14 protein-coding genes and 1 rRNA gene are annotated in these 19693 nt (G+C 53.3%); 14 read left to right on the top strand and 1 reads right to left on the bottom strand.

Annotation, left to right across the window (positions count from 1 at the left end; all coding sequences use genetic code 11):
- Positions 1-3 precede the first annotated feature (3 nt).
- From rrf to hprK, 11 genes are all read left to right on the top strand, one after another.
- A 5S ribosomal RNA gene (gene rrf, locus BLU70_RS10685) occupies positions 4-120 on the top strand.
- 314 nt (positions 121-434) lie between these two features.
- Positions 435-2138: an ABC transporter substrate-binding protein gene (locus tag BLU70_RS10680; RefSeq protein ID WP_074693441.1), complete on the top strand. Its 1704-nt coding sequence runs from the start codon at positions 435-437 to the stop codon at positions 2136-2138.
- A 237-nt stretch (positions 2139-2375) separates the two neighbouring features.
- Positions 2376-3530: an o-succinylbenzoate synthase gene (gene menC, locus BLU70_RS10675; RefSeq protein ID WP_083341261.1), complete on the top strand. Its 1155-nt coding sequence runs from the start codon at positions 2376-2378 to the stop codon at positions 3528-3530.
- A 172-nt stretch (positions 3531-3702) separates the two neighbouring features.
- A complete protein-coding gene (gene ftsE / locus BLU70_RS10670) occupies positions 3703-4389 on the top strand; it encodes a cell division ATP-binding protein FtsE (RefSeq protein WP_040289128.1) in 687 nt (228 codons plus the stop codon).
- Complete coding sequence (ftsX, locus tag BLU70_RS10665) at positions 4379-5269, top strand: permease-like cell division protein FtsX (protein ID WP_040289127.1); 891 nt, start codon at positions 4379-4381, stop codon at positions 5267-5269. Before ftsE ends, ftsX begins: the two co-directional genes overlap by 11 nt.
- 45 nt (positions 5270-5314) lie before the next feature.
- Entirely contained in the window at positions 5315-6607 is a 1293-nt protein-coding gene (locus BLU70_RS10660; RefSeq protein ID WP_074693439.1) for a PDZ domain-containing protein, read from the top strand.
- A gap of 34 nt (positions 6608-6641) precedes the next feature.
- Positions 6642-7439: a flagellar motor protein gene (locus BLU70_RS10655; protein ID WP_040289126.1), complete on the top strand. Its 798-nt coding sequence runs from the start codon at positions 6642-6644 to the stop codon at positions 7437-7439.
- The gene (locus BLU70_RS10650) at positions 7417-8235 is read left to right on the top strand and encodes a flagellar motor protein MotB (RefSeq protein ID WP_040289125.1); all 819 of its coding nucleotides are present in this window, start codon (positions 7417-7419) and stop codon (positions 8233-8235) included. The genes BLU70_RS10655 and BLU70_RS10650 overlap by 23 nt, the downstream gene beginning before the upstream one ends.
- Positions 8236-8439: 204 nt before the next feature.
- The gene (gene uvrB, locus BLU70_RS10645) at positions 8440-10437 is read left to right on the top strand and encodes an excinuclease ABC subunit UvrB (protein WP_006446531.1); all 1998 of its coding nucleotides are present in this window, start codon (positions 8440-8442) and stop codon (positions 10435-10437) included.
- 30 nt (positions 10438-10467) lie between these two features.
- Entirely contained in the window at positions 10468-13332 is a 2865-nt protein-coding gene (uvrA, locus tag BLU70_RS10640; protein ID WP_074693438.1) for an excinuclease ABC subunit UvrA, read from the top strand.
- A gap of 60 nt (positions 13333-13392) precedes the next feature.
- Positions 13393-14334 (top strand): HPr(Ser) kinase/phosphatase, encoded by a 942-nt coding sequence (hprK, locus tag BLU70_RS10635; protein ID WP_006446529.1) that lies wholly within the window; start codon positions 13393-13395, stop codon positions 14332-14334.
- 31 nt (positions 14335-14365) lie between these two features.
- Here the strand turns inward: hprK and argS are convergent, their stop codons facing one another.
- Positions 14366-16066: an arginine--tRNA ligase gene (gene argS / locus BLU70_RS10630; RefSeq protein ID WP_052012255.1), complete on the bottom strand. Its 1701-nt coding sequence runs from the start codon at positions 16064-16066 to the stop codon at positions 14366-14368.
- 217 nt (positions 16067-16283) lie between these two features.
- Here argS and BLU70_RS10625 point away from each other — a divergent pair, with 217 nt between their 5' ends.
- From BLU70_RS10625 to rapZ, 3 genes are all read left to right on the top strand, one after another.
- A complete protein-coding gene (locus BLU70_RS10625; RefSeq protein WP_074693437.1) occupies positions 16284-18014 on the top strand; it encodes a tetratricopeptide repeat protein in 1731 nt (576 codons plus the stop codon).
- Between the two features lie 292 nt (positions 18015-18306).
- Positions 18307-18828: an NUDIX domain-containing protein gene (locus BLU70_RS10620; RefSeq protein ID WP_237716425.1), complete on the top strand. Its 522-nt coding sequence runs from the start codon at positions 18307-18309 to the stop codon at positions 18826-18828.
- Positions 18825-19691, top strand: a complete 867-nt coding sequence (rapZ, locus tag BLU70_RS10615; protein WP_074693436.1) for an RNase adapter RapZ — start codon at positions 18825-18827, stop codon at positions 19689-19691. Before BLU70_RS10620 ends, rapZ begins: the two co-directional genes overlap by 4 nt.
- Positions 19692-19693: the final 2 nt, after the last annotated feature.

The raw sequence follows: 19693 nt of genomic DNA, 5'->3' as shown, positions 1-19693 counted from the left end.
TAGTCTGGTGACCATAGCGGAGGGGAAACACCCGTACCCATCCCGAACACGGACGTGAAGACCTCCAGCGCCGAGAATACTTGTCTCGAGAGGGACTGGGAAGGTAGGTCGTTGCCAGGCAAGAGAGAACAGAGTCAGGCGAAGTTGCCTGGCTCTGTTTTGCTATATGCACCATTCCCCGCCCACATCCCCGAAAACAAAAGCTCATCCTAGCCGAGTGCATCTGTAGGAGACGTCGAAAGCGTATCGGTACTATGGGTGTGGGACCTATAGTTTATATCTTATACAATATGAGGATGTTGATTTTTTGTGAAAATGGTATTGAAAACGTATGCGTAAGCCGCTATGATCAATATAAATCGATTTAGTTAGTTGGCGTGGCGAATAAAAGTAAGATTCGCCGACATTTGGTCTTGTTACAAGGGGGATTAGAAATGAAAAAGAAACACGTGGCTGGCATCGCTGTTGCAGCGGCCGTTGTGGTCGCTGGTGGCGCGTACGCCGGGGTTGCACAGGGTGGTTCGTCACAACCCACTCTTTCTACCAAAGAGGTAAGCGCTTCCGCATCTACAAGTCCGTCGGCTTCAACTCTGACCGTACTCACGAGCCCCAAGGGTAACTTCGCTGATAGCTTCAATCCTTTTGATCCGAGTACCAATGACGGGACGTTCGGTAACATTTACGAGACGCTGTTCTATTTTGATAGCGTCACCGGCAAGACTTTCAATCTACTCGGTAAGAGCTATGCGTTTAGTAATGGAAACAAGACGTTGACCGTTAATTTGCAACCGAATGCGAAGTGGTCTGACGGTGTGAAGTTCACGGCTCAAGACGTTGTATTCACATTTAATGAACTGAAGAAGTATCCCGCAGCCGATACGAATAACGTCTGGTCGCAGTTGGAGAGTGTGAAGGCGGTTGGCAATTCTAAACTTGTGTTTACTTTCAAAGCCGTTGACATTCCGTTTGCGGAGCAATACGTACTAGGTTCGACTTATATCGTGCCGGAACACGAGTGGAAGTCACTGGGTGATCCTACGAAAGTAAAATTGCCGTGGCAGAAAGCCATCGGTAGCGGCCCTTTCAAGCTTGTTTCCTTCTCACCCCAGATGTATACGTTTGAAGCGAACAAACTCTATTACGGGGGTGTGCCGAAGGTTCAGTACGTGAAGTATCCTGCATACACGAGCAACCAAACTGCCGACTTGGCATTGGCCAGCGGTGAGATTGACTGGTCCGGCATTGATATTCCCGATATTCAGAAGACCTATGTCTCTGCGGATCCGAAGCATAATCACTATTACTTTGCGGCCGGCAGCGTAGTAGAGATGTATCCGAACTTTAACAACCCTTTGTTGAGTCAGCTACCTGTTCGGGAGGCCATTAATCTTGCGATTAATCGCAATGTGATTCAGTCGAAAGGTGAAACAGGATACTCACAACTTCCGGTGCCAACCAGCTTGATTCCTTCGCAGATGTCGTGGTTGAATCCAAATCTGCAGGGGACTGGCAAGTCGTTCACCGTGAATGACGCAAAGGCTGTGCAAATTCTGGAGAAGGCCGGGTTCCGTCGGGATAGTCATGGGATTTTCGCTAAAGACGGAAAGGAATTATCATTCCAGTTGCTTACGGTTACAGGGTGGAGTGACTGGGACGAAGATGCGCTCCTCATTAAGCAAGAGTTGCAGCAGATCGGTATTAACATTAACGTTGTTCAACAACAATTCTCTGCGTATTACAATCTCATCAATCCCGGGGCAGGATTGAAACCGCATTACGATCTCGCGTTGTCTTGGACAAATGAAGGCCCTACGCCGTATACGATTTATTACGATATGCTCGATTCGAAGGGCAATTTCAACATTGAGCAGTATCGAAATCCAGCGGTTGATGCGGCACTTACGCAGTTTGCTGCGACTACAAATGTGTCTCAACAAAAGCAGGCTTTGTATAAGGTTGAGTCGATCGTAACGCAGCAACTACCTGTAATTCCAATCTTCGATGGCGAGCTGTGGTATGAGTATAACGATGCGAAATTCACAGGGTGGCCGACGAAGAACAACCTGTGGATCAATCCGGCGCCATATACGTTCCAGTCTGCTGCCATTATCATGGATCACCTGAAACCTGTGAAGTAACCGGACAATCGGACTGCCTTATGGATCGTATGATCTATAAGGCAGTCCTGTTTTTGTTGCATCCTTCTATCAGCCGGTTTGCCAAAACTGACCCCGGTTTCATTCTGCCTACGATCACGCTCGCGTTCTCCACTTCATTCTCCAGATTTGACTGTAGTTCCGTACGAAGATTGCTACACTATACAAATGTGAATCCAGTGGCCGGATCAGGCCAACTTCAAAGTAATCGAAGACTTGATGGTATACCAGGAGGGCATCGACAATATGATTGCATCCTGTACGTTTCGTAGATTAGAAATCCCACTTGTCGAGCCAATGCGGACTGCTTATGGGGAGCACCGAATGAAGACCGCGATCCTGATCGAGTTGCAAAGCGATAGCGGCGCCATGGGTGTCGCAGAATGTGTCGCCATGCGGGAACCGACGTACACCGAGGAATCGGTCGCGACTGCGTGGCACGTCATTCGCCATCATCTGCTCCCACGGCTTGCACGGGCACAACGCCAGAAGACGCTGGAGCCAGACACTTTGACGGAGATCTGGTCGGACATTCGTGGTAACAAGATGGCACAAGCTGCCGTGGAGATGGCGTTTTGGGATCTGTGGTCGATGGAGCACGATACGTCCATGACAAAGCTCATAGGCGGTGTGTACGAGGAGATCAATGTAGGTATTAGCATTGGCATCCAGGTTTCTATGGAAAAATTGCTCTTGCGCGTAGAGCGGGCTCTACAGGAAGGTTATCGGCGGATTAAACTAAAAATCTCGCCAGAGGCAGACCGTGACCCGCTTCTTGCTATTCGCAAAGCATTCCCCGATGTTGCACTGATGGCTGATGCAAACAGTGCATACCGTCTCGATCACATGGACCGCCTGTTAGAACTGGATCGCTTGGCTCTTATGATGATTGAGCAGCCGCTTGCCTACGACGATATGGTCGATCACGCTGAACTTCAGGCCCGGTTGCAAACGTCTATATGTCTGGATGAGAGCATACGCAGCGCTGAAGATGTGCGGCGGGCGGCCAAGATTGGTGCGTGTCGTATTGTCAACATAAAGCCTGGTCGTCTTGGCGGGATTGGTGAAGTTATACGTGCTCATCAGGTTGCGCAGCAGTATAAGATTGGCCTTTGGTGTGGAGGCATGTACGAAACAGGTGTAGGACGCTTGCACAATCTTGCGGTTTGTGCCCTTCCAGGCATGGTTTTCCCAACCGACACTGGCCCCAGTGATCGCTATTTCGAACACGACATTCTCAAAGAACCAATTCGCTTTGAGAAACCTGGAATTCTACGTGTGCGGCAGACGCATGGGGTTGCCGAGTGGATCGATTGGGAGGTCGTGGATGCCTTCACGACGGACAAACTCGTCGTGCAGCTGCGCGATCTCTAATTTGCCGAACAATGTTTGCAGGTTGGTCAAGTTTTAACAACAGGAATTTTGCCGGATCGCGTCGAACTGTCTCCTTTGTGTAGAGGGTGATGGTGATTTTTTGCCCGACAGGCGGACTTGCCGACGTAAACCTAAACCGATTTATTGTGTGACAGAGGAGTCGATTTGCGCAGTGATTGAAATGCAGGATGTATGGAAGGAGTACCCGAACGGTACGCAGGCCCTGAATGGCATCTCTGTGCAGATTCAAAAGGGAGAGTTCGTTTACGTCGTCGGACCCAGCGGTGCCGGGAAGTCGACATTTATCAAATTAATGTACAGAGAAGTCCGTCCGACCCGCGGACACATTTTCGTCAATGGATTCAACATCGAGCGCCTGAAGGATCACAAAATTCCGTTGCTCCGCCGGAGTATCGGGGTCGTCTTTCAGGATTTCAAATTACTCCCTAAGCTGACTGCGGCTGAAAACGTCGCATTTGCACTCGAGGTGATTGGCTTGTCGCACAAGCAAATCCGTAAGCGGGTGCGAGAAGTTCTGAGCCAGGTCGGTTTGGAGGACAAGATGGACATGCTGCCTTCTCAACTATCTGGCGGTGAACAGCAACGCGTGGCGGTTGCGAGATCGCTCGCGAATAACCCGGCGGTGATCATCGCCGATGAACCGACGGGCAACTTGGACCCGGACACATCGTGGGGTATCATGCGGTTGTTTCAACACATCAATGATCGTGGTACGACCATTGTGATGGCTACGCACAACCGGGAAATTGTCAATTCGATGCGGAGGCGCGTTATTGCCATTGAAAACGGCGTGATCGTCAGAGACGAGGAGAAAGGGTATTACGGATATGATGAGTAGGATATTCCGGCATCTGCGAGAAGGGATCAAAAACGTCATCCGCAATGGCTGGATGTCGTTCGCATCGATGAGTGCGGTTATCGTGACGCTTGCGGTGCTAGGGTTTTCGCTCATTCTCACGTTCAACGTCGCACAAATGTCGACGGATGTAACTTCGCAATTGGAGTTCAGTGCTTTTCTCAACGTGAATGCGACGCAGCAGACAGGTAGTGCGATTGCCGCTCAAATCAAGGCCCTGCCTGGTGTGGAGTCCGTGCAGGTGATCTCGAAGAACGAGGGCCTGGCGCAGATGAAGAAGGAACTGGGGTCTGAGATGGGCGACGTTCTCAATGCGTTCAAACAGAATCCGTTGCCGATACAGCTAGTCGTCAAACCCGCTGATCCGCATCAGATTGACCGGATTGCTCGACAGGTTGAAGAAATTCAAGGGGTTGCCACGGTGCGAGATCCACACCAGTTGGCTGCGGCCATTTTCCGAACGTTAGCCATCGTCCGTGACGTCGGTGTCGTGTTCGTCGTGGCCTTGCTCATCACGTCGATGTTCCTCATTTCGAATACGATTCGCATTACGATTTTTTCACGGCGCCGCGAGATCGAAATCATGAAGCTGGTCGGGGCGACAAACTGGTTCATTCGGTGGCCGTTTATCGTAGAAGGAATGCTTATCGGTTTGGTCGGGGCGGTCGTTCCCGTATTGGTGCTTGTCTACGGCTACCGATCGCTGTATATTCGCGCCAAAGGAGTGTTTAGCGGGCTTGCTTTCCCGTTGGTGCAGGCCGGGGATCTCGGTGTTAAACTCGCCGTGATTTTGTTGGCCATCGGCCTGTTCATCGGGCTGTGGGGAGGCGTGATGTCTGTTCGCCGCTTCCTGCGAGTCTAAGGGAGCCAATGAGTTCGCGCATCAGTCGAGAAGGGATACGTCCGCATGCATCTGACGGCGAATGGGTGGTGGGCGATTGTATCAATCGCTATACTGTCATTCTTGCTCAATCCGTTACACTATTTGTCGACAGGCTTCGTCATTTGGGACCTCGTTCGCAATGTCCGCAGCGAGCGTGAATGGTTTGGTATTCGTGTGACGCGCATCGGTCAGACGCTCATTTTGCGCTACGCAAGGGCCTGTCTGGTTGGTTTGGTCGGGTCCATCGCGCTGTTTGCTTGCGGTGTCTCCGTGACGTGGCAGTCGATAGCCTATGTGAGTGCCATGTCGATTGTGCTCGGCGTGATCCGATCACGCTTTGCGGCGACGCCATTTGCAGTCGCAGCCGCCGCAGTCATCTCATTTTGCGCTCGCCAGGCACATCTATCGCGTGTAATCGGATGGTCATGGTTGCACGTGGTTGAATCCTTTCCGATTGGTGCATGGCTGGCGATTGTCGCTGTGAGTTGTTGTGCCGAATGCATCATGACGTTTTGGGGCGTGCGCGACGCCATACTGCCGGCCCTGCTCACGTCGCGACGGGGCAGGCGGATTGGTGCGCTCAAACTGCAACTGGGTTATGCCATGCCTGTGGCTGTATGGATGCATCCTTTGGGGGGGCATGCCTTGATGTGGCAGTCCGGCTTCCATCCCTGGCGGATGCCTCTAGGTCAGCCCATCGAAATCGGAATCTTGCCGCTGGTGTTCGGACTCCACGCCGTATTCACAGGCCTCCGGCCGCAAGGAGCGCTGACGCACGTTCGCTGGTTTGACTTGGTGCGCGCAATGGTGGCAGCGGCTGGTTTTGTGCTTGCCCGCCTGTACGCTCCGCTTTTGGCGGTTTGGGCTGCCGTTGCACTCATCCTCATCGCTGAAGTATTTCGTTTCCTTTGGCGGCGGATTGACGCGGCTGTGGAGCCGCTATACACGCCAAACAATCGGGGCGTGCGCGTGCTATATACGATTCGTGGTTCACTGAGCGACAAAATTGGCATTCGACCAGGCGAGATTGTCACGCATGTCAATCAGTCGCCGGTACATACCGAGTATGATATTCACTTCGCCATGGAACAAAACCCGGCGTATGCACGATTTCAAGTGCTAGATGCGGATGGGGAAGTTCGCCTGCTGAGTAGTCCCATTTTCGAGGGCGAGCGGCACGATCTCGGCCTTCTCCTGGTTGTCTCCAGCGACGAGCCAGCACTCCGTTTGATCCGCCCATTTGGGTTTCTTGAAACAATCTACTTGCGCCGTGCGAAAAAGCCACATGTTACGGTGACGCAACCACAGGCGGAATGACTGTCTGCCGTTGGCCGGAGGAGGAGGCGAGTGTATGGATCTCGCAACGATATTAGGTTTGGTGATTGCCGTCGTAGGCTTGGTCGGCGGCTATGTTTTGGACAAAGGAGCGCTTGGTGCGCTGATTCAGCCGCCGGCGATGTTGATTGTGTTTGGGGGCACGATTGGTGCGACTTTGCTGTCCAATAAAATGAAATCCTTTACGTCCATTATCCGTTACTTACGAATCGCATTTATGGCCCCGAAGCGTGACCCCCACGCAACCATCGAACAGTTGGTCGATTTGGCGACAATGGCTCGCAGAGAAGGGATCCTTGCTTTGGAAGACCACGTCGATTCGTTTGAGGATCCGTTTATTCGCAACGGTATACGCCTAATTGTTGACGGGATCGATCCGGAATTGGTCAAAGAGATGCTCGAGACGGAGATTTCCTATATTGAGCAGCGCCATGAAGTTGGTATCAATCTGTTTGAGTCTGCTGCAGGGTTTGCACCGACGATGGGCATTATCGGTACGGTCATGGGCCTGGTACACGTGCTTGGTAGCCTGAGCGATGTGAGTAAACTAGGACCCGAAATTGCCACAGCGTTTATCGCGACCTTATACGGTGTGGCCAGTGCAAACGTGTTTTGGATGCCAATAGGGAACAAGTTGCGTGTGCGTTCGCAGGAGGAAATTCTTGAACGCGAGATGACTGTGGAAGGCATCTTGTCGATTCAGGCTGGCGAGAACCCAAATGTGTTGCGCCAGAAGTTGATGTCATTCCTGGCGGCTTCTGAGCGGACAGACAAGAAGGCGGGTGTCACCAGTGGCGCGGCGCAAGAGGCCTAAAAAACACCAAAATCACGAACGCTGGTTGGTTACGTATTCCGATTTGATCACGCTCTTGTTGGTTTTCTTTATCGTGATGTTTGCGATGTCGACAATCGATAAAACGCGGTTTGCGACGTTGGCTCAGTCGTTGTATCAGGCGCTACATCCCGGACAGCAGATTCCACTCAATGGAATGGGGACGACCGCGTTGCTGAACAGTGGTGATCAGAACAACGGGACGCAGTTTCCCGACAACTTGACCGCCCCGAATGGCGCATCTAAGCAGACAGCACAAAATCAATCGCAGTCGTCGTTGCAAGATCAGCAGCAGTTGGACCAATTGTTTAAAGAGATACAGCAATATATCTCTGCACACCATTTGAATGGTGAAGTTCAGGTGGAAGATCAAGCACGCGGTGTGCAAATCACGATGCGTGACGTGGCGTTGTTTAACACGGGACAAGCCGTGTTACTCCCTGGTGCACAACACATCATTTCGGGGTTTGTCCCATTTTTCAAGCAAATCACCAATAGTATCGTGGTGGAAGGCTATACAGATACGCAGCCGATTGACACCCCCATTTACCCATCGAACTGGGAGTTATCGGCGGCTCGGGCGATGAGTGTTGTACGGTTTTTGAGTAATCATGGGATCGATCCAACCCGCTTGGCAGGTATGGGATATGGACAATACCATAACGTCGCACCAAATAACACGCCTGCAGGGCGTCAGGCGAACCGTCGAGTTAACATTGTCGTATTACGAAAAGCGTACTCGCCGGGAACCGCACAAACACTGCCTGCCGGTAACTAAGTTGTGCGGCAGAGCGTGTTTGCAAGCCCCTAGACCTTCCTGATTTTCCTCCGCAGTTCGTTGAACAGGATTCCCCACTTCTTTATAATGAGATTCGATTGATGTGAATGGAATAGTGCCGCTGGATAGGGAACGCTCGTTCCCTTTTTGGCGTTTCGGTGATATTGTGTACAGTGGCGAACGTGTGTTTGTGGTCAGGGGGGGATGGAAGTGCAGAACCTGCCGGGGAAATTTGAGTTGGTATCAGACTATCGTCCGCAAGGTGATCAACCAGCAGCCATTGAGCAGTTGGTCGACGGTGTGGACAGCGGGTTGCGCCATCAGACGCTGCTTGGCGTTACCGGCTCAGGTAAGACGTTTACCATGGCCAATATTATTGCCGAGTTGAATCGGCCGACTCTTGTGATCGCTCACAACAAAACGCTGGCAGCACAATTGGCAGCAGAGTTTCGAGCATTTTTTCCAAACAACGCAGTCGAGTATTTCGTCAGTTACTACGATTATTATCAGCCGGAGGCGTACATTCCATCCACAGATACCTATATCGAAAAAGACGCGAAGATCAACGACGAGATTGATAAAATGAGGCACTCCGCGACGGCTGCCATCCTCGAACGCAACGACGTGCTTGTGGTTGCCAGTGTGTCTGCAATTTATGGTCTTGGTAGCCCGCAAGAATATAGCCAGCATGTATTGTCGTTGCGCGTTGGGGCGACGATGGATCGCAACCAGATGTTACGGCGCTTAGTAGATATGCAGTACGAGCGCAACGACATCAATTTCATTCGTGGTACATTTCGCGTGCGTGGTGATGTTGTCGAGATTTTTCCGGCGTCCCGCGACGAGCATGCCATTCGGGTCGAACTGTTTGGCGACGAGATTGATCGCATTTCGGAAATCAACGTAGTCACAGGCGAAGTCGTGGCCAGGCGCAATCACTTCAGCATCTTCCCGGCCTCGCACTTTGTCACATCGCGGCCTCGACTAGAGGCGGCCATCGAGCGCATTCGTGAGGAGTTACGCGAGCGGCTGCACGAGTTGCGTTCGCAAGATAAGTTGCTTGAGGCACAACGGCTTGAACAGCGAACGATGTACGATATCGAGATGATGCTGGAGATGGGATTTTGCTCAGGTATCGAGAATTACTCCAGACATCTGGAAGGCCGTGCTGCAGGCGAACCTCCGAACACGCTCCTCGACTATTTCCCGCCGGGCTTTTTGACGCTAATCGACGAGTCGCACGTCACCCTGCCACAGATCCGAGGGATGTATGGCGGTGACAGAACGCGTAAGCTGACGTTGATCGAACATGGCTTTCGGCTTCCGTCTGCGGCGGACAACCGCCCTTTGACGTTTGAGGAGTTCGAGCGCGCAGTCGGGCAGTGTATTTACGTCAGTGCAACGCCGGGGCCGTATGAGGAGGAGCACCAGCAGCGCATTGTCGAACAGATTATTCGCCCGACGGGATTACTGGATCCCATCATTCACGTCCGCCCAATTAAAGGGCAAATTGACGATCTCGTCGGCGAGATTCGCGACCGCATCCGCCGCGATGAGCGCGTACTTGTCACGACGCTGACTAAGAAAATGGCCGAGGATTTGACGGATTACCTCAAGGAAATCGGCATTAAAGTGAGGTATCTGCACTCCGATATCAAGACCATTGAGCGCATGGTGATTCTTCGCGATTTGCGCAAGGGCGCATTTGACGTGCTGGTTGGCATCAACCTGCTTCGCGAAGGCCTTGATTTGCCTGAGGTATCGCTCGTTGCCATTCTCGACGCTGATAAAGAAGGTTTTTTGCGCGCGCATCGGTCGCTCATTCAGACGATTGGACGCGCCGCTCGCAACGCCAATGGCACGGTCATTATGTATGCGGATCAAATTACAGATTCGATGCGGATCGCAATCGACGAGACGGAGCGACGCAGAGCTAAACAGATTGCGTACAACGAAGAGCACGGCATCACGCCGACGACCGTTCGCAAAGCAGTCCGTGATGTCGTCGAGACGACGAAGGTAGCGGACACCCATGAGGAGTATGTAGCGGTCGCCGAACAGGCACAAGCTCTTAAAGGGCGTGAACGCAAAGAGCTAATTGCCAAGCTGGAGCAGCAGATGCGTGAGGCGGCGAAGGCCTTGGAGTTTGAGCGCGCTGCCCAGTTGCGCGATATGATTGCCGAATTGATGGATGCATCGTGATCGCAAGCGTGGGAGGAAGGGAAGAACGAGATGCCTCAGGATTTCATCTACGTGCGCGGCGCACGTGCGCACAATTTGAAAAACATCGACGTCAAAATCCCGCGCGACAAGTTTGTGGTAATCACGGGACTGAGCGGATCGGGCAAGTCGTCGCTCGCGTTTGATACGATTTATGCCGAAGGACAGCGACGTTATGTCGAGTCGCTCTCTGCGTATGCACGACAGTTCCTCGGTCAGATGGACAAGCCGGATGTCGATGGCATCGATGGACTATCGCCGGCCATTTCCATTGATCAGAAGACGACCAGCCGCAATCCGCGTTCGACAGTTGGCACGGTGACAGAAGTCTATGATTATTTGCGTTTGCTGTTTGCGCGGGTGGGGCGTCCCTACTGTCCGAATTGTCATATTCCTATCCAATCGCAGACGGTGGAGCAAATGGTCGACCGCATTGTGAAGTTGCCTGAACGTTCACGATTGCAGGTTCTGGCTCCCGTGGTGCGTGGGCGCAAGGGCGAGCATCAGAAGGTATTTGAGCAGATGCGCAAGGCAGGCTATGTCCGTGTGCGCGTCGATGGCGAGGTTCGCGAGCTTGAAGACGACATTCAACTGGAAAAGAACCGCAAGCACAGCATAGAAGTCGTGGTTGATCGCCTCGTCGTTCGCGATGATATTGCCAGTCGTTTAGCCGATTCATTGGAGGCTGCACTCGGGCTTTCGGGTGGCATTGTGTTGGTTGACGTGATCGACGGCGAGGAAATGTTGTTTAGCCAAAATGCGGCGTGTCCGAATTGTGGCTTTTCGGTGGAGGAACTCGCGCCTCGCATGTTTTCGTTCAACAGTCCGTTTGGCGCTTGTGACACGTGTTTGGGCCTGGGCGTCAATATGGAGGTGGACGAGCAGTTGGTGGTGCCCAACCCAGCGCTCAGTATTGACGATGGCGCTATCGTTCCATGGGCGGGTTCCTTTTCAAACTATTACCCAGAGCTATTACGGGCCGCCTGCCAATCATTCGGGATCGATGTTACGGTGCCGGTCGCAGAGTTGCCAGACGAAGCGTTGCACAAGTTGCTCTATGGCAACGGGGAAACTATACGCTTTGCTTATGAAAACGACTTTGGTCAGCACAAGACGGCACAGATTCCGTTTGAGGGTGTCATTCCGAACTTGGAGCGGCGCCATCGGGAGACGGCTTCAGATTCCATTCGTGAGTTTATCGAGTCGTTTATGAGCGCTAAGCCTTGTCCTGCCTGTCATGGCAAGCGGTTGAAGCCGCAGAGCCTGGCGGTCCTCATCGGGGGCAGAAATATTGCGGATGTCACCGAAATGTCTGTGGGGGATGCGTTAGCATTCTTCGGCGATTTGACACTATCCGAAAAGGAAATGCATATTGCTCGCCAAATTTTAAAGGAGATTGAGAGTCGGCTCGGCTTTTTGCGCGACGTGGGATTGGATTACCTGACCTTGGCGCGCTCGGCGGGGACACTGTCAGGCGGTGAAGCGCAGCGCATTCGTCTTGCGACACAGCTTGGATCGTCACTGATGGGCGTTCTCTACATTTTGGACGAGCCCAGCATCGGCCTACATCAGCGCGACAATGAGCGTCTCATCCGGACGTTGGAGCATATGCGCGATCTCGGCAACACCTTGATTGTCGTCGAGCACGACGAGGACACCATGCTGGCGGCCGATTATATCATCGACATGGGCAAGGGTGCCGGCATTCATGGCGGCGAAGTGGTGAGTCAGGGGACGCCCGCTGAGGTTATGCGCGATCCCAATTCTGTGACCGGCCAGTTTTTGTCAGGTTGCCGTTTCATCCCGGTGCCGGATGAGCGCAGGCGGCCTGGAGATCGATGGTTGGTGGTGAAAGGGGCTCGTGAAAACAACCTGAAGGGTATCGATGTCAAAATACCTATTGGTGTGTTCACATGTGTGACAGGCGTCTCGGGGTCGGGCAAGTCGACATTGGTCAATGAGATTTTGCACAAAGCCTTGGCACGTGACCTCAACCGAGCGCGTGTGCGGCCTGGTGCCCACGATGTCATTACAGGGTTGGAGCATTTGGACAAGGTCGTCGATATCGACCAATCGCCTATCGGTCGTACACCGCGATCCAATCCTGCGACGTATACAGGGGTGTTTGACGACATCCGCGACTTGTTTGCCTCGACGAACGAAGCAAAGATGCGAGGATACAAAAAGGGCCGCTTCTCATTTAACGTTCGCGGTGGGCGCTGCGAGGCGTGCAAGGGTGACGGCATCATTAAAATCGAGATGCACTTTTTGCCTGACGTCTACGTTCCGTGCGAGGTGTGCAAGGGCAAGCGGTACAACCGTGAGACGCTCGAGGTCCGATTTAAAGGCAAGAATATCGCGGAGGTGCTCGACATGACCGTGGAGGATGCGTGCACGTTTTTCGAAAATATTCCGCGCATCCAGCGCCGATTACAGACGCTCATGGACGTGGGGCTCGGTTATATCCGTTTGGGGCAACCAGCGACCACATTGTCTGGAGGCGAGGCGCAGCGCGTAAAATTGGCCTCAGAGTTACACCGTCGAAGCACGGGACGCACGTTGTACATTCTCGACGAGCCTACGACAGGACTGCATGTCGCTGACATTGAGCGGCTATTGACCGTGCTTCATCGTCTCGTTGACAATGGGGACACAGTGCTCATCATTGAACACAATTTGGATGTCATCAAAACGGCCGATTATTTGATTGATCTTGGGCCGGAAGGTGGCAGCCGAGGTGGTCAGTTGGTGGCAGAAGGCACTCCGGAAGCGGTGTGTGCTGTCCCAGCATCTCATACAGGGCGCTTTCTTGGTCCCATCCTCGAGCGCGATCGCGCACGTATGGATAAATTGCGCAATGCGGCCGTACGGTCGTAGGTTGATGGCTTTACCGACACGGCGGGACGGGTCTAGTTGTGGTGAAAAGGAGGGTGTCTTTTGGGGCAACCGCGTGGTGTGAGCGTTTCGCAGTTGGTCAAGGATCTCGATCTCCGCGTTTTTAATGACGACGCGGATTTGGATAAGATGATTTATACGCGCGACATCAACCGGCCGGGGTTGGCGTTGGCAGGCTATCTTCGCTATCATCCCGCCGAGCGCGTGCAAATCCTCGGGCGAACGGAGCTCTCGTTTTTGCGTGGAATGAATGAAAAGGAAAAAGCGTTGCGCGTTTTTGCGTTCTGCTCCTATCAACAGACGCCTTGCATCTTGATCACGCGGGGTGATACGCCGCCACCTGTGCTGCTTGCCGAAGCTACATCCAAGCACATCCCGGTGTTGGGCACCAATATGGTAACGACGCGTCTGACGGCCGCCATCTCAAACTATTTGGAAGAGCGTTTGGCACCGGAGACCCTGCAGCACGGTGTGCTTGTCGACGTGTACGGAATCGGCATTTTGATTACGGGATCGAGCGGCATCGGCAAGAGTGAGACGGGATTGGAACTCATTAAGCGCGGGCATCGTTTGGTTGCCGACGATGCTGTGGTCATTCGTCAAATTTCAGATGAAAGCTTGGTTGGTAGTGCGCCGCCGCTTTTGCAACATTTGCTCGAAATTCGCGGACTTGGTGTGCTGAACGCCATGACGCTTTTCGGGGCAGGTGCGGTGCGCACACACAAGCGCATCTCGATGGTCATTCACCTTGAGGCTTGGCGAGAGAATCACGCGTACGACCGTCTTGGCATCGATATGGAGACGATGAAAATTCTCGATCTCGAGGTACCAAAAGTGACGGTGCCTGTACGGCCCGGGCGCAACTTGGCCGTGATTGTCGAAGTCGCGGCGATGAACTTTCGCTTAAAGGGAATGGGCTTAGACGCGGCGAAGGCGTTTACGCAAGAATTGGAGCAGGTGATTGCATCACAGACCGGAATCTAAGGGCAAGGCGGTGGGAGAGCCCACCGCCTTTTTACATCTCTTGTGGAGCGTCAAGGCCAATCAGGTAGAGCGCCTTGGCGATGACATTGCGCGTTGCCTGAGTGAGGGCGAGACGTGCCGCGCGCAGCGGATCGTCCGCTTGGAGAATCGGGTTGTTGTGGTAAAAACGGTTGAATGCGTGGCAGACGTGCAGGACATAGCGAGCCATGACCGATGGATCAAACTCGTCGACCGCCCGCGCTAAAGCTTCCCCGGCTTGCGCCAAGCGCAGGATAAGCGCCCACTCGACGTCGTCTGGCTGCACCTGTGTCGGCCAGTTCAAAGGCTGGGCATCGGTTCCTGCCTTGCGCAACACGCTGCAAGCACGTGCATGCGTGTATTGGACATATGGCCCCGTTTCGCCGTCAAAGTTGAGCACGTCTTCGTAACGGAAGTCGACTTCGTGAATGCGATAGGTCTTCAGATCGTTAAAAATGACGGCACCGACGCCAACACTGCGAGCCACACCGTCTTGATCGGCCAAATTCGGATTTTTCTCCTGAATGATCCGCTTGGCTTCCTCAATAGCCTTGTTCAGTACGTCTTCGAGATACACAACATGGCCGCGGCGCGTGGATAGGCGTTCACCGTTAAATTTCATCAGGCCGAATGCGACGTGTGTACAGCGTTTGGCGTAGTCGCGTCCAAGCAACTCTAAGACCTTAAATACCTGCTGGAAGTGAAGCTTCTGTTCTGCCCCGACCACGTAGACGAGTGTGTCCGCCCCAAGCACGCGATGGCGATAGTCGGCAGCAGCGAGATCGCGCGTTGCATAAATGGAAGTTCCGTCTGACTTCTTGATGATGCAAGGCGGCATATCGTAGGCAGATAGATCGACGACTTCGGCGCCATCGTCTTCGACAAGCAACCCTTTGGCCCGTAATTCGTCGACAATAGCGTCCATCTTGTCGTTGTAAAAGCTCTCGCCAAGGTAGTGGTCAAACTCGACGCCGAGCGTCTTGTACGTCTCTTGAAAGGCGCGCAGGCTCTCATCAATAAACCAGCGCCACAGTCGATTTGCCTGCTCGTGTCCCTCTTCCAGTTGCTTAAACCAATATCGTCCTTCGTCTTCAAGCTCAGGATGCTCACGTGCCTCTTCGTGGAAACGAACATACAGCTTAAACAGTTCTCGCACTGGGTTCTTGCGTACGGTTTCTTCGTCGCCCCACTTGAGGTAGGCGGCAATATTTTTACCGAATTGGGTGCCCCAGTCACCGAGATGGTTGACACCTTCTACCCGATATCCATCTTCGCGCATGAGGCGGACGATGGCCTGTCCGATGATGGTGGAACGCAGGTGGCCAACGCCGAAGGGTTTCGCGATGTTGGGTGCCGAATAATCGACGGCAACGGTATGCCCTGTGCCACGTTCTTCAGAAAATAAATCGTGCACAGACTGAAGGGCTCGGTCCACGATACTAAGGGCATATGTCGAGCGCTCCAAAGTCAGGTTGAGGTATCCCCCCTGGGCGTTCGCATTGCCGATACCGTCTATCCCGGCGAGCTTGTCCGCCAATTCGGATGCGATCAACGCCGGGTTCTTCCGCAGTTGTTTGGCGAACTGGAAACATGGCAATGCGAGATCCCCAAGCTCTGGGTTTGGTGGGTATTCAATCAGGTTGACAATGTCCGCTGCGGGAAATCCTGTGTGTTCTGCGACCGCAGTGGCAATTGCATGCTTAATGGATTTCACGTCAATCCCCCTGTGCTTTCGCTCAAAGCTGATTCTTCATTATACCACATGGACGAATTACTTGAGGTACTTCGCCAACCGGTCTCTGATGTGGTATACTTTTTCCACCAGTTCACATAATCTTTGTCCTTGCGGTTGGTTCAGCAGCAATCCGGCTTGTCAACGCAGGGCCGTTTCGCAGACAACGGACAGCGTTGCAGGAGGTGCGTATGGACGTATGGACACACGTCATTATCGCCAAGATTCGTCCGACCGTCGATCCAACGTGATTGCGATGGAATTTGACGCATCGTACTTCTTTGAGCGCGGCGTTCGCTTTTTGCAGCGCAACGACTTGCCGCGAGCGCTTAGGGCGTTTCGTAAAACAGTCGAATATGAACCGGACAATCCTGTGAACTATTGCAACCTTGCAGGCGTCCTGTCCGAAATGGGCGACTTTGAGGCATCGAATCAGGTACTGCAGCACGTCTTGAACCACTTGGATCCGAATATGGCTGAGTGCCAGTTTTACCTTGCCAACAACTATGCAAACATGGGGCAGTACGATACCGCTGAAGAATACGTACTGCGTTATCTCGATATGGATCCGAACGGCGAATATGCCGCCGATGCGGAGGAAATGTTGGACATCTTAGTGGATGAGTTTGGCGGCGGGCGAGTTCTTCAGAAATGGCAAGAAGAGAAAGAAAAGCTCGATAACTTATCTGCGGTAAAGGATGGACGTTATTTTCTGGAAAACGGACAGTTTGAGGCTGCAGTCGAATGGCTGGAACAAGTTGTGCAGGAAGATCCAGGACATTTGGCGGCGTGTAACAATTTGTGTCTGGCCTATTATTACACTGGGCAGCATGACAAGGCGCTCAGGATGGTCGAAGAGGTTTTAGAACGGCAGCCGGACAACCTGCATGCGCTTTGCAATCGTGCTCTTTTGCTAAAGCACTACGGAGCGGAAGATGCTTTGGCGGTGGCGGCAGAGCCGTTAACGAAAGTGTTTTCTCTAAACCCTGATATTGCCATGAAAATTGGCACGACGCTCGGCATTATCGGTTGGCATCGCGAGGCGATGGTGGCATTTCGCAGACTGCTTCACGTTGCCCAATTGGATGATCCCATCCTGCTTCATGCCATCGCGGCGGCTGCCGCCAACTGTGGCGAGTGGGCGACGGCAGAGCGCTACTGGTTGTTGCTCAAGCGCCATCGCGATTATCGACACGTAGCGGAATACTACTTGGAGCGCTTGATGACCGTTCGGAGCGGGGCAGTTCCTAATTTCCGGGTCGGATATCAGCTCGACTTGCCTATCGAAGCTCAGTTGGCAGAAGTTAAAGACAGGCTGAAGTCGTCGGCTCCGGACGAGTGGCGGCGCGACCCGCTTTTGCGTGCCTCGCTGTATTGGGGGCTGCGCCACGGCAATCATGAGACACGGCGGCGCGTCATTCGCGCACTCGCAGTTGTCGCGGACAGCGATGCGGAAAAGGCTCTGCGGCTTTTCCTGGGGCGCCCTGAAATCGATGACACTTTGCGGCTTTATGCTGTCGTTGCTCTTAAACGCATGGGGGCGAAGGGCAGGTTGAAGGTTTGGCAGAGTGGAACCCTGCAGGAGATTTCGCTCGACGACATCAGTTCGGATGTCATTCTCAACCTGAACCCGCAGTGGCGTTACGTCTCAGAGCGTGTATGCGAGTGGTTATCGACCAAAAGTCTCGAAAGATTAATTGTAGAGGCTAAACGGGTGTGGAACATGTACTTGTACGACATGTTTCTACATGCAAACCGGCGGATCAGCAAACCTGATATCTGGGTGGCAAGCGTTCTGTTTATCGTCTTGCGGTATTACGGAGTTCCTGTGATACAAAGGGAATTAGCTGCAGAATTCAGCGTGTCGCCTTCGTCCATACGCAAGTGTAGCGCTCGCTTGGAACAGATTCTGCTCAAACTTGGCGTTTGACGGCCTCGATGGCAGGTACGGTCGTGAGGAGTCCAGCGTTGCTCAGATTGGACGTCGTACGGGCAGCCATGGTAGCTCTAAAATGTTTGTTGGTCATCGAAATTTCACCTCGCTGTAACACGATTGAAACATGAAGCCCTTATGATGAAACCGTAGCACATTTGACCCCCTTTTGATATAAAGCTTTTGGCGCCCGTTTCGGGCGCCCCTTTTTTTGCCCCGGGTATTCTACCCTGGTATACTTCGGCACGGAAATGCTATGCTTTTCACAAGTGAGGTGGACGCCTTGCAAGTGATTGTGAACTGTTATGTTCCTTGGGAACACGGGTTTGTCATGTTGTGCAAGCCGCGGCGCGGTTGGTGGTATTTGCCGGGTGGCAAGGTGGAAGAACACGAGTTATGGCGGCTAGCCGCCATGCGCGAATTTGCAGAAGAGACGGGAATCACGCTGACGGATGCCGCATTGCGAGGGATATATCAGGTTCGAATTGCAGGTGGTCCCGATGAGGAGCCGAAGCATCGGCTCATTGCACAGTTTGTTGGGTACGGCGCGAGTGGGGTTTTGTTGCCACAACATAGGGAAGGAAAGCTCGCCGTCGTACGGCCGGATGAAATGCTCGGCTTGCCGATGGATGAAGGCGATCGGCTGATGTTAAAGCGCACCATTGCGGCCGAATATCAAGGCGATAAGCGCGTCTTTTTCGGCCGCTTCGAATATGACGTTCAACACAAGTTGCTCGCCTGTGAGATGGATCCCGCCAATTATGAGTTCGATCCGCCGTTTGGGGCAGCGCAAGAGGGGGATGCGATGTGACAAGCCGCTTGCAAACGGTCGTATTGACCGGCATGTCCGGCGCAGGTAAGTCGGTCGCCATGCAGGCATTTGAAGACTTTGGCTTCTTTTGTGTCGACAATTTGCCGCCTGCCTTGATTCCGCGCTTGCTCGACATGGCCGAACACGCATCCGGCAGGCTGGCGAAGATGGCGTTCGGGTGCGATCTGCGCGGAGGCGAGCTGTTTGAACCTCTTTTGCAGACGCTTAAGGCGATCCGCGAACGCAAGGACGCTGAAGTTCAACTGGTGTTCCTCGATGCCGACGACGCGACACTGGTCCGTCGCTACAAAGAATCGCGTCGCCGGCATCCGCTCGCGCAAGGCGCCCGTCTACTGGAGAGCATTCAGGAGGAGCGCGTGGCCTTAGCGGCAGTGCGCCAGGCGGCCGACGCCGTGATCGACACGAGTCAACTGACAGCCAATCAACTTAAGCAGGAGCTTGGCCGACGTTTCGTCGAGCGAGTCATGCGTTTGCCTGTCCATGTCATGTCGTTCGGTTTCAAGTACGGGGTGCCGCTGGATGCGGATATGGTATTGGATGTTCGTTTTTTGCCGAATCCACACTACATCGATGGGCTGCGTCCGTACACCGGCGAGGACGTTCCGGTGTATCAATACGTGATGCAGTGGCCAGCGACGCAGGAGTTCCTTAAAAAGACTGAAGACATGCTCGACTTTTTGATTCCCGAATACCAGCGTGAAGGGAAGAGTCACTTGGTCGTCGGCATCGGGTGCACGGGTGGCAAGCATAGATCGGTTGCCATTGCTAAACACATCGCGAATCATCTCGCGCAGGCGGCCGATGTCGAGCTCACGCATCGCGATTTTCGGCGGGAGGGTTGAGC

Source organism: Alicyclobacillus hesperidum (assembly GCF_900107035.1).
Taxonomy (GTDB): Bacteria; Bacillota; Bacilli; order Alicyclobacillales; family Alicyclobacillaceae; genus Alicyclobacillus; species Alicyclobacillus hesperidum.
This window is presented reverse-complemented; position numbering and strand designations above follow the sequence as displayed.

Bases quoted from the DNA above. Each gene is read 5' to 3' on its own strand.
- uvrA (WP_074693438.1), top strand. From the start codon at position 10,468: ATGCCTCAGGATTTCATCTACGTGCGCGGCGCACGTGCGCACAATTTG.
- BLU70_RS10660 (WP_074693439.1), top strand. From the start codon at position 5,315: ATGCATCTGACGGCGAATGGGTGGTGGGCGATTGTATCAATCGCTATA.
- BLU70_RS10655 (WP_040289126.1), top strand. From the start codon at position 6,642: ATGGATCTCGCAACGATATTAGGTTTGGTGATTGCCGTCGTAGGCTTG.
- ftsX (WP_040289127.1), top strand. From the start codon at position 4,379: ATGATGAGTAGGATATTCCGGCATCTGCGAGAAGGGATCAAAAACGTC.
- BLU70_RS10680 (WP_074693441.1), top strand. From the start codon at position 435: ATGAAAAAGAAACACGTGGCTGGCATCGCTGTTGCAGCGGCCGTTGTG.
- menC (WP_083341261.1), top strand. From the start codon at position 2,376: ATGGTATACCAGGAGGGCATCGACAATATGATTGCATCCTGTACGTTT.
- uvrB (WP_006446531.1), top strand. From the start codon at position 8,440: ATGGAAGTGCAGAACCTGCCGGGGAAATTTGAGTTGGTATCAGACTAT.
- BLU70_RS10625 (WP_074693437.1), top strand. From the start codon at position 16,284: ATGGACACACGTCATTATCGCCAAGATTCGTCCGACCGTCGATCCAAC.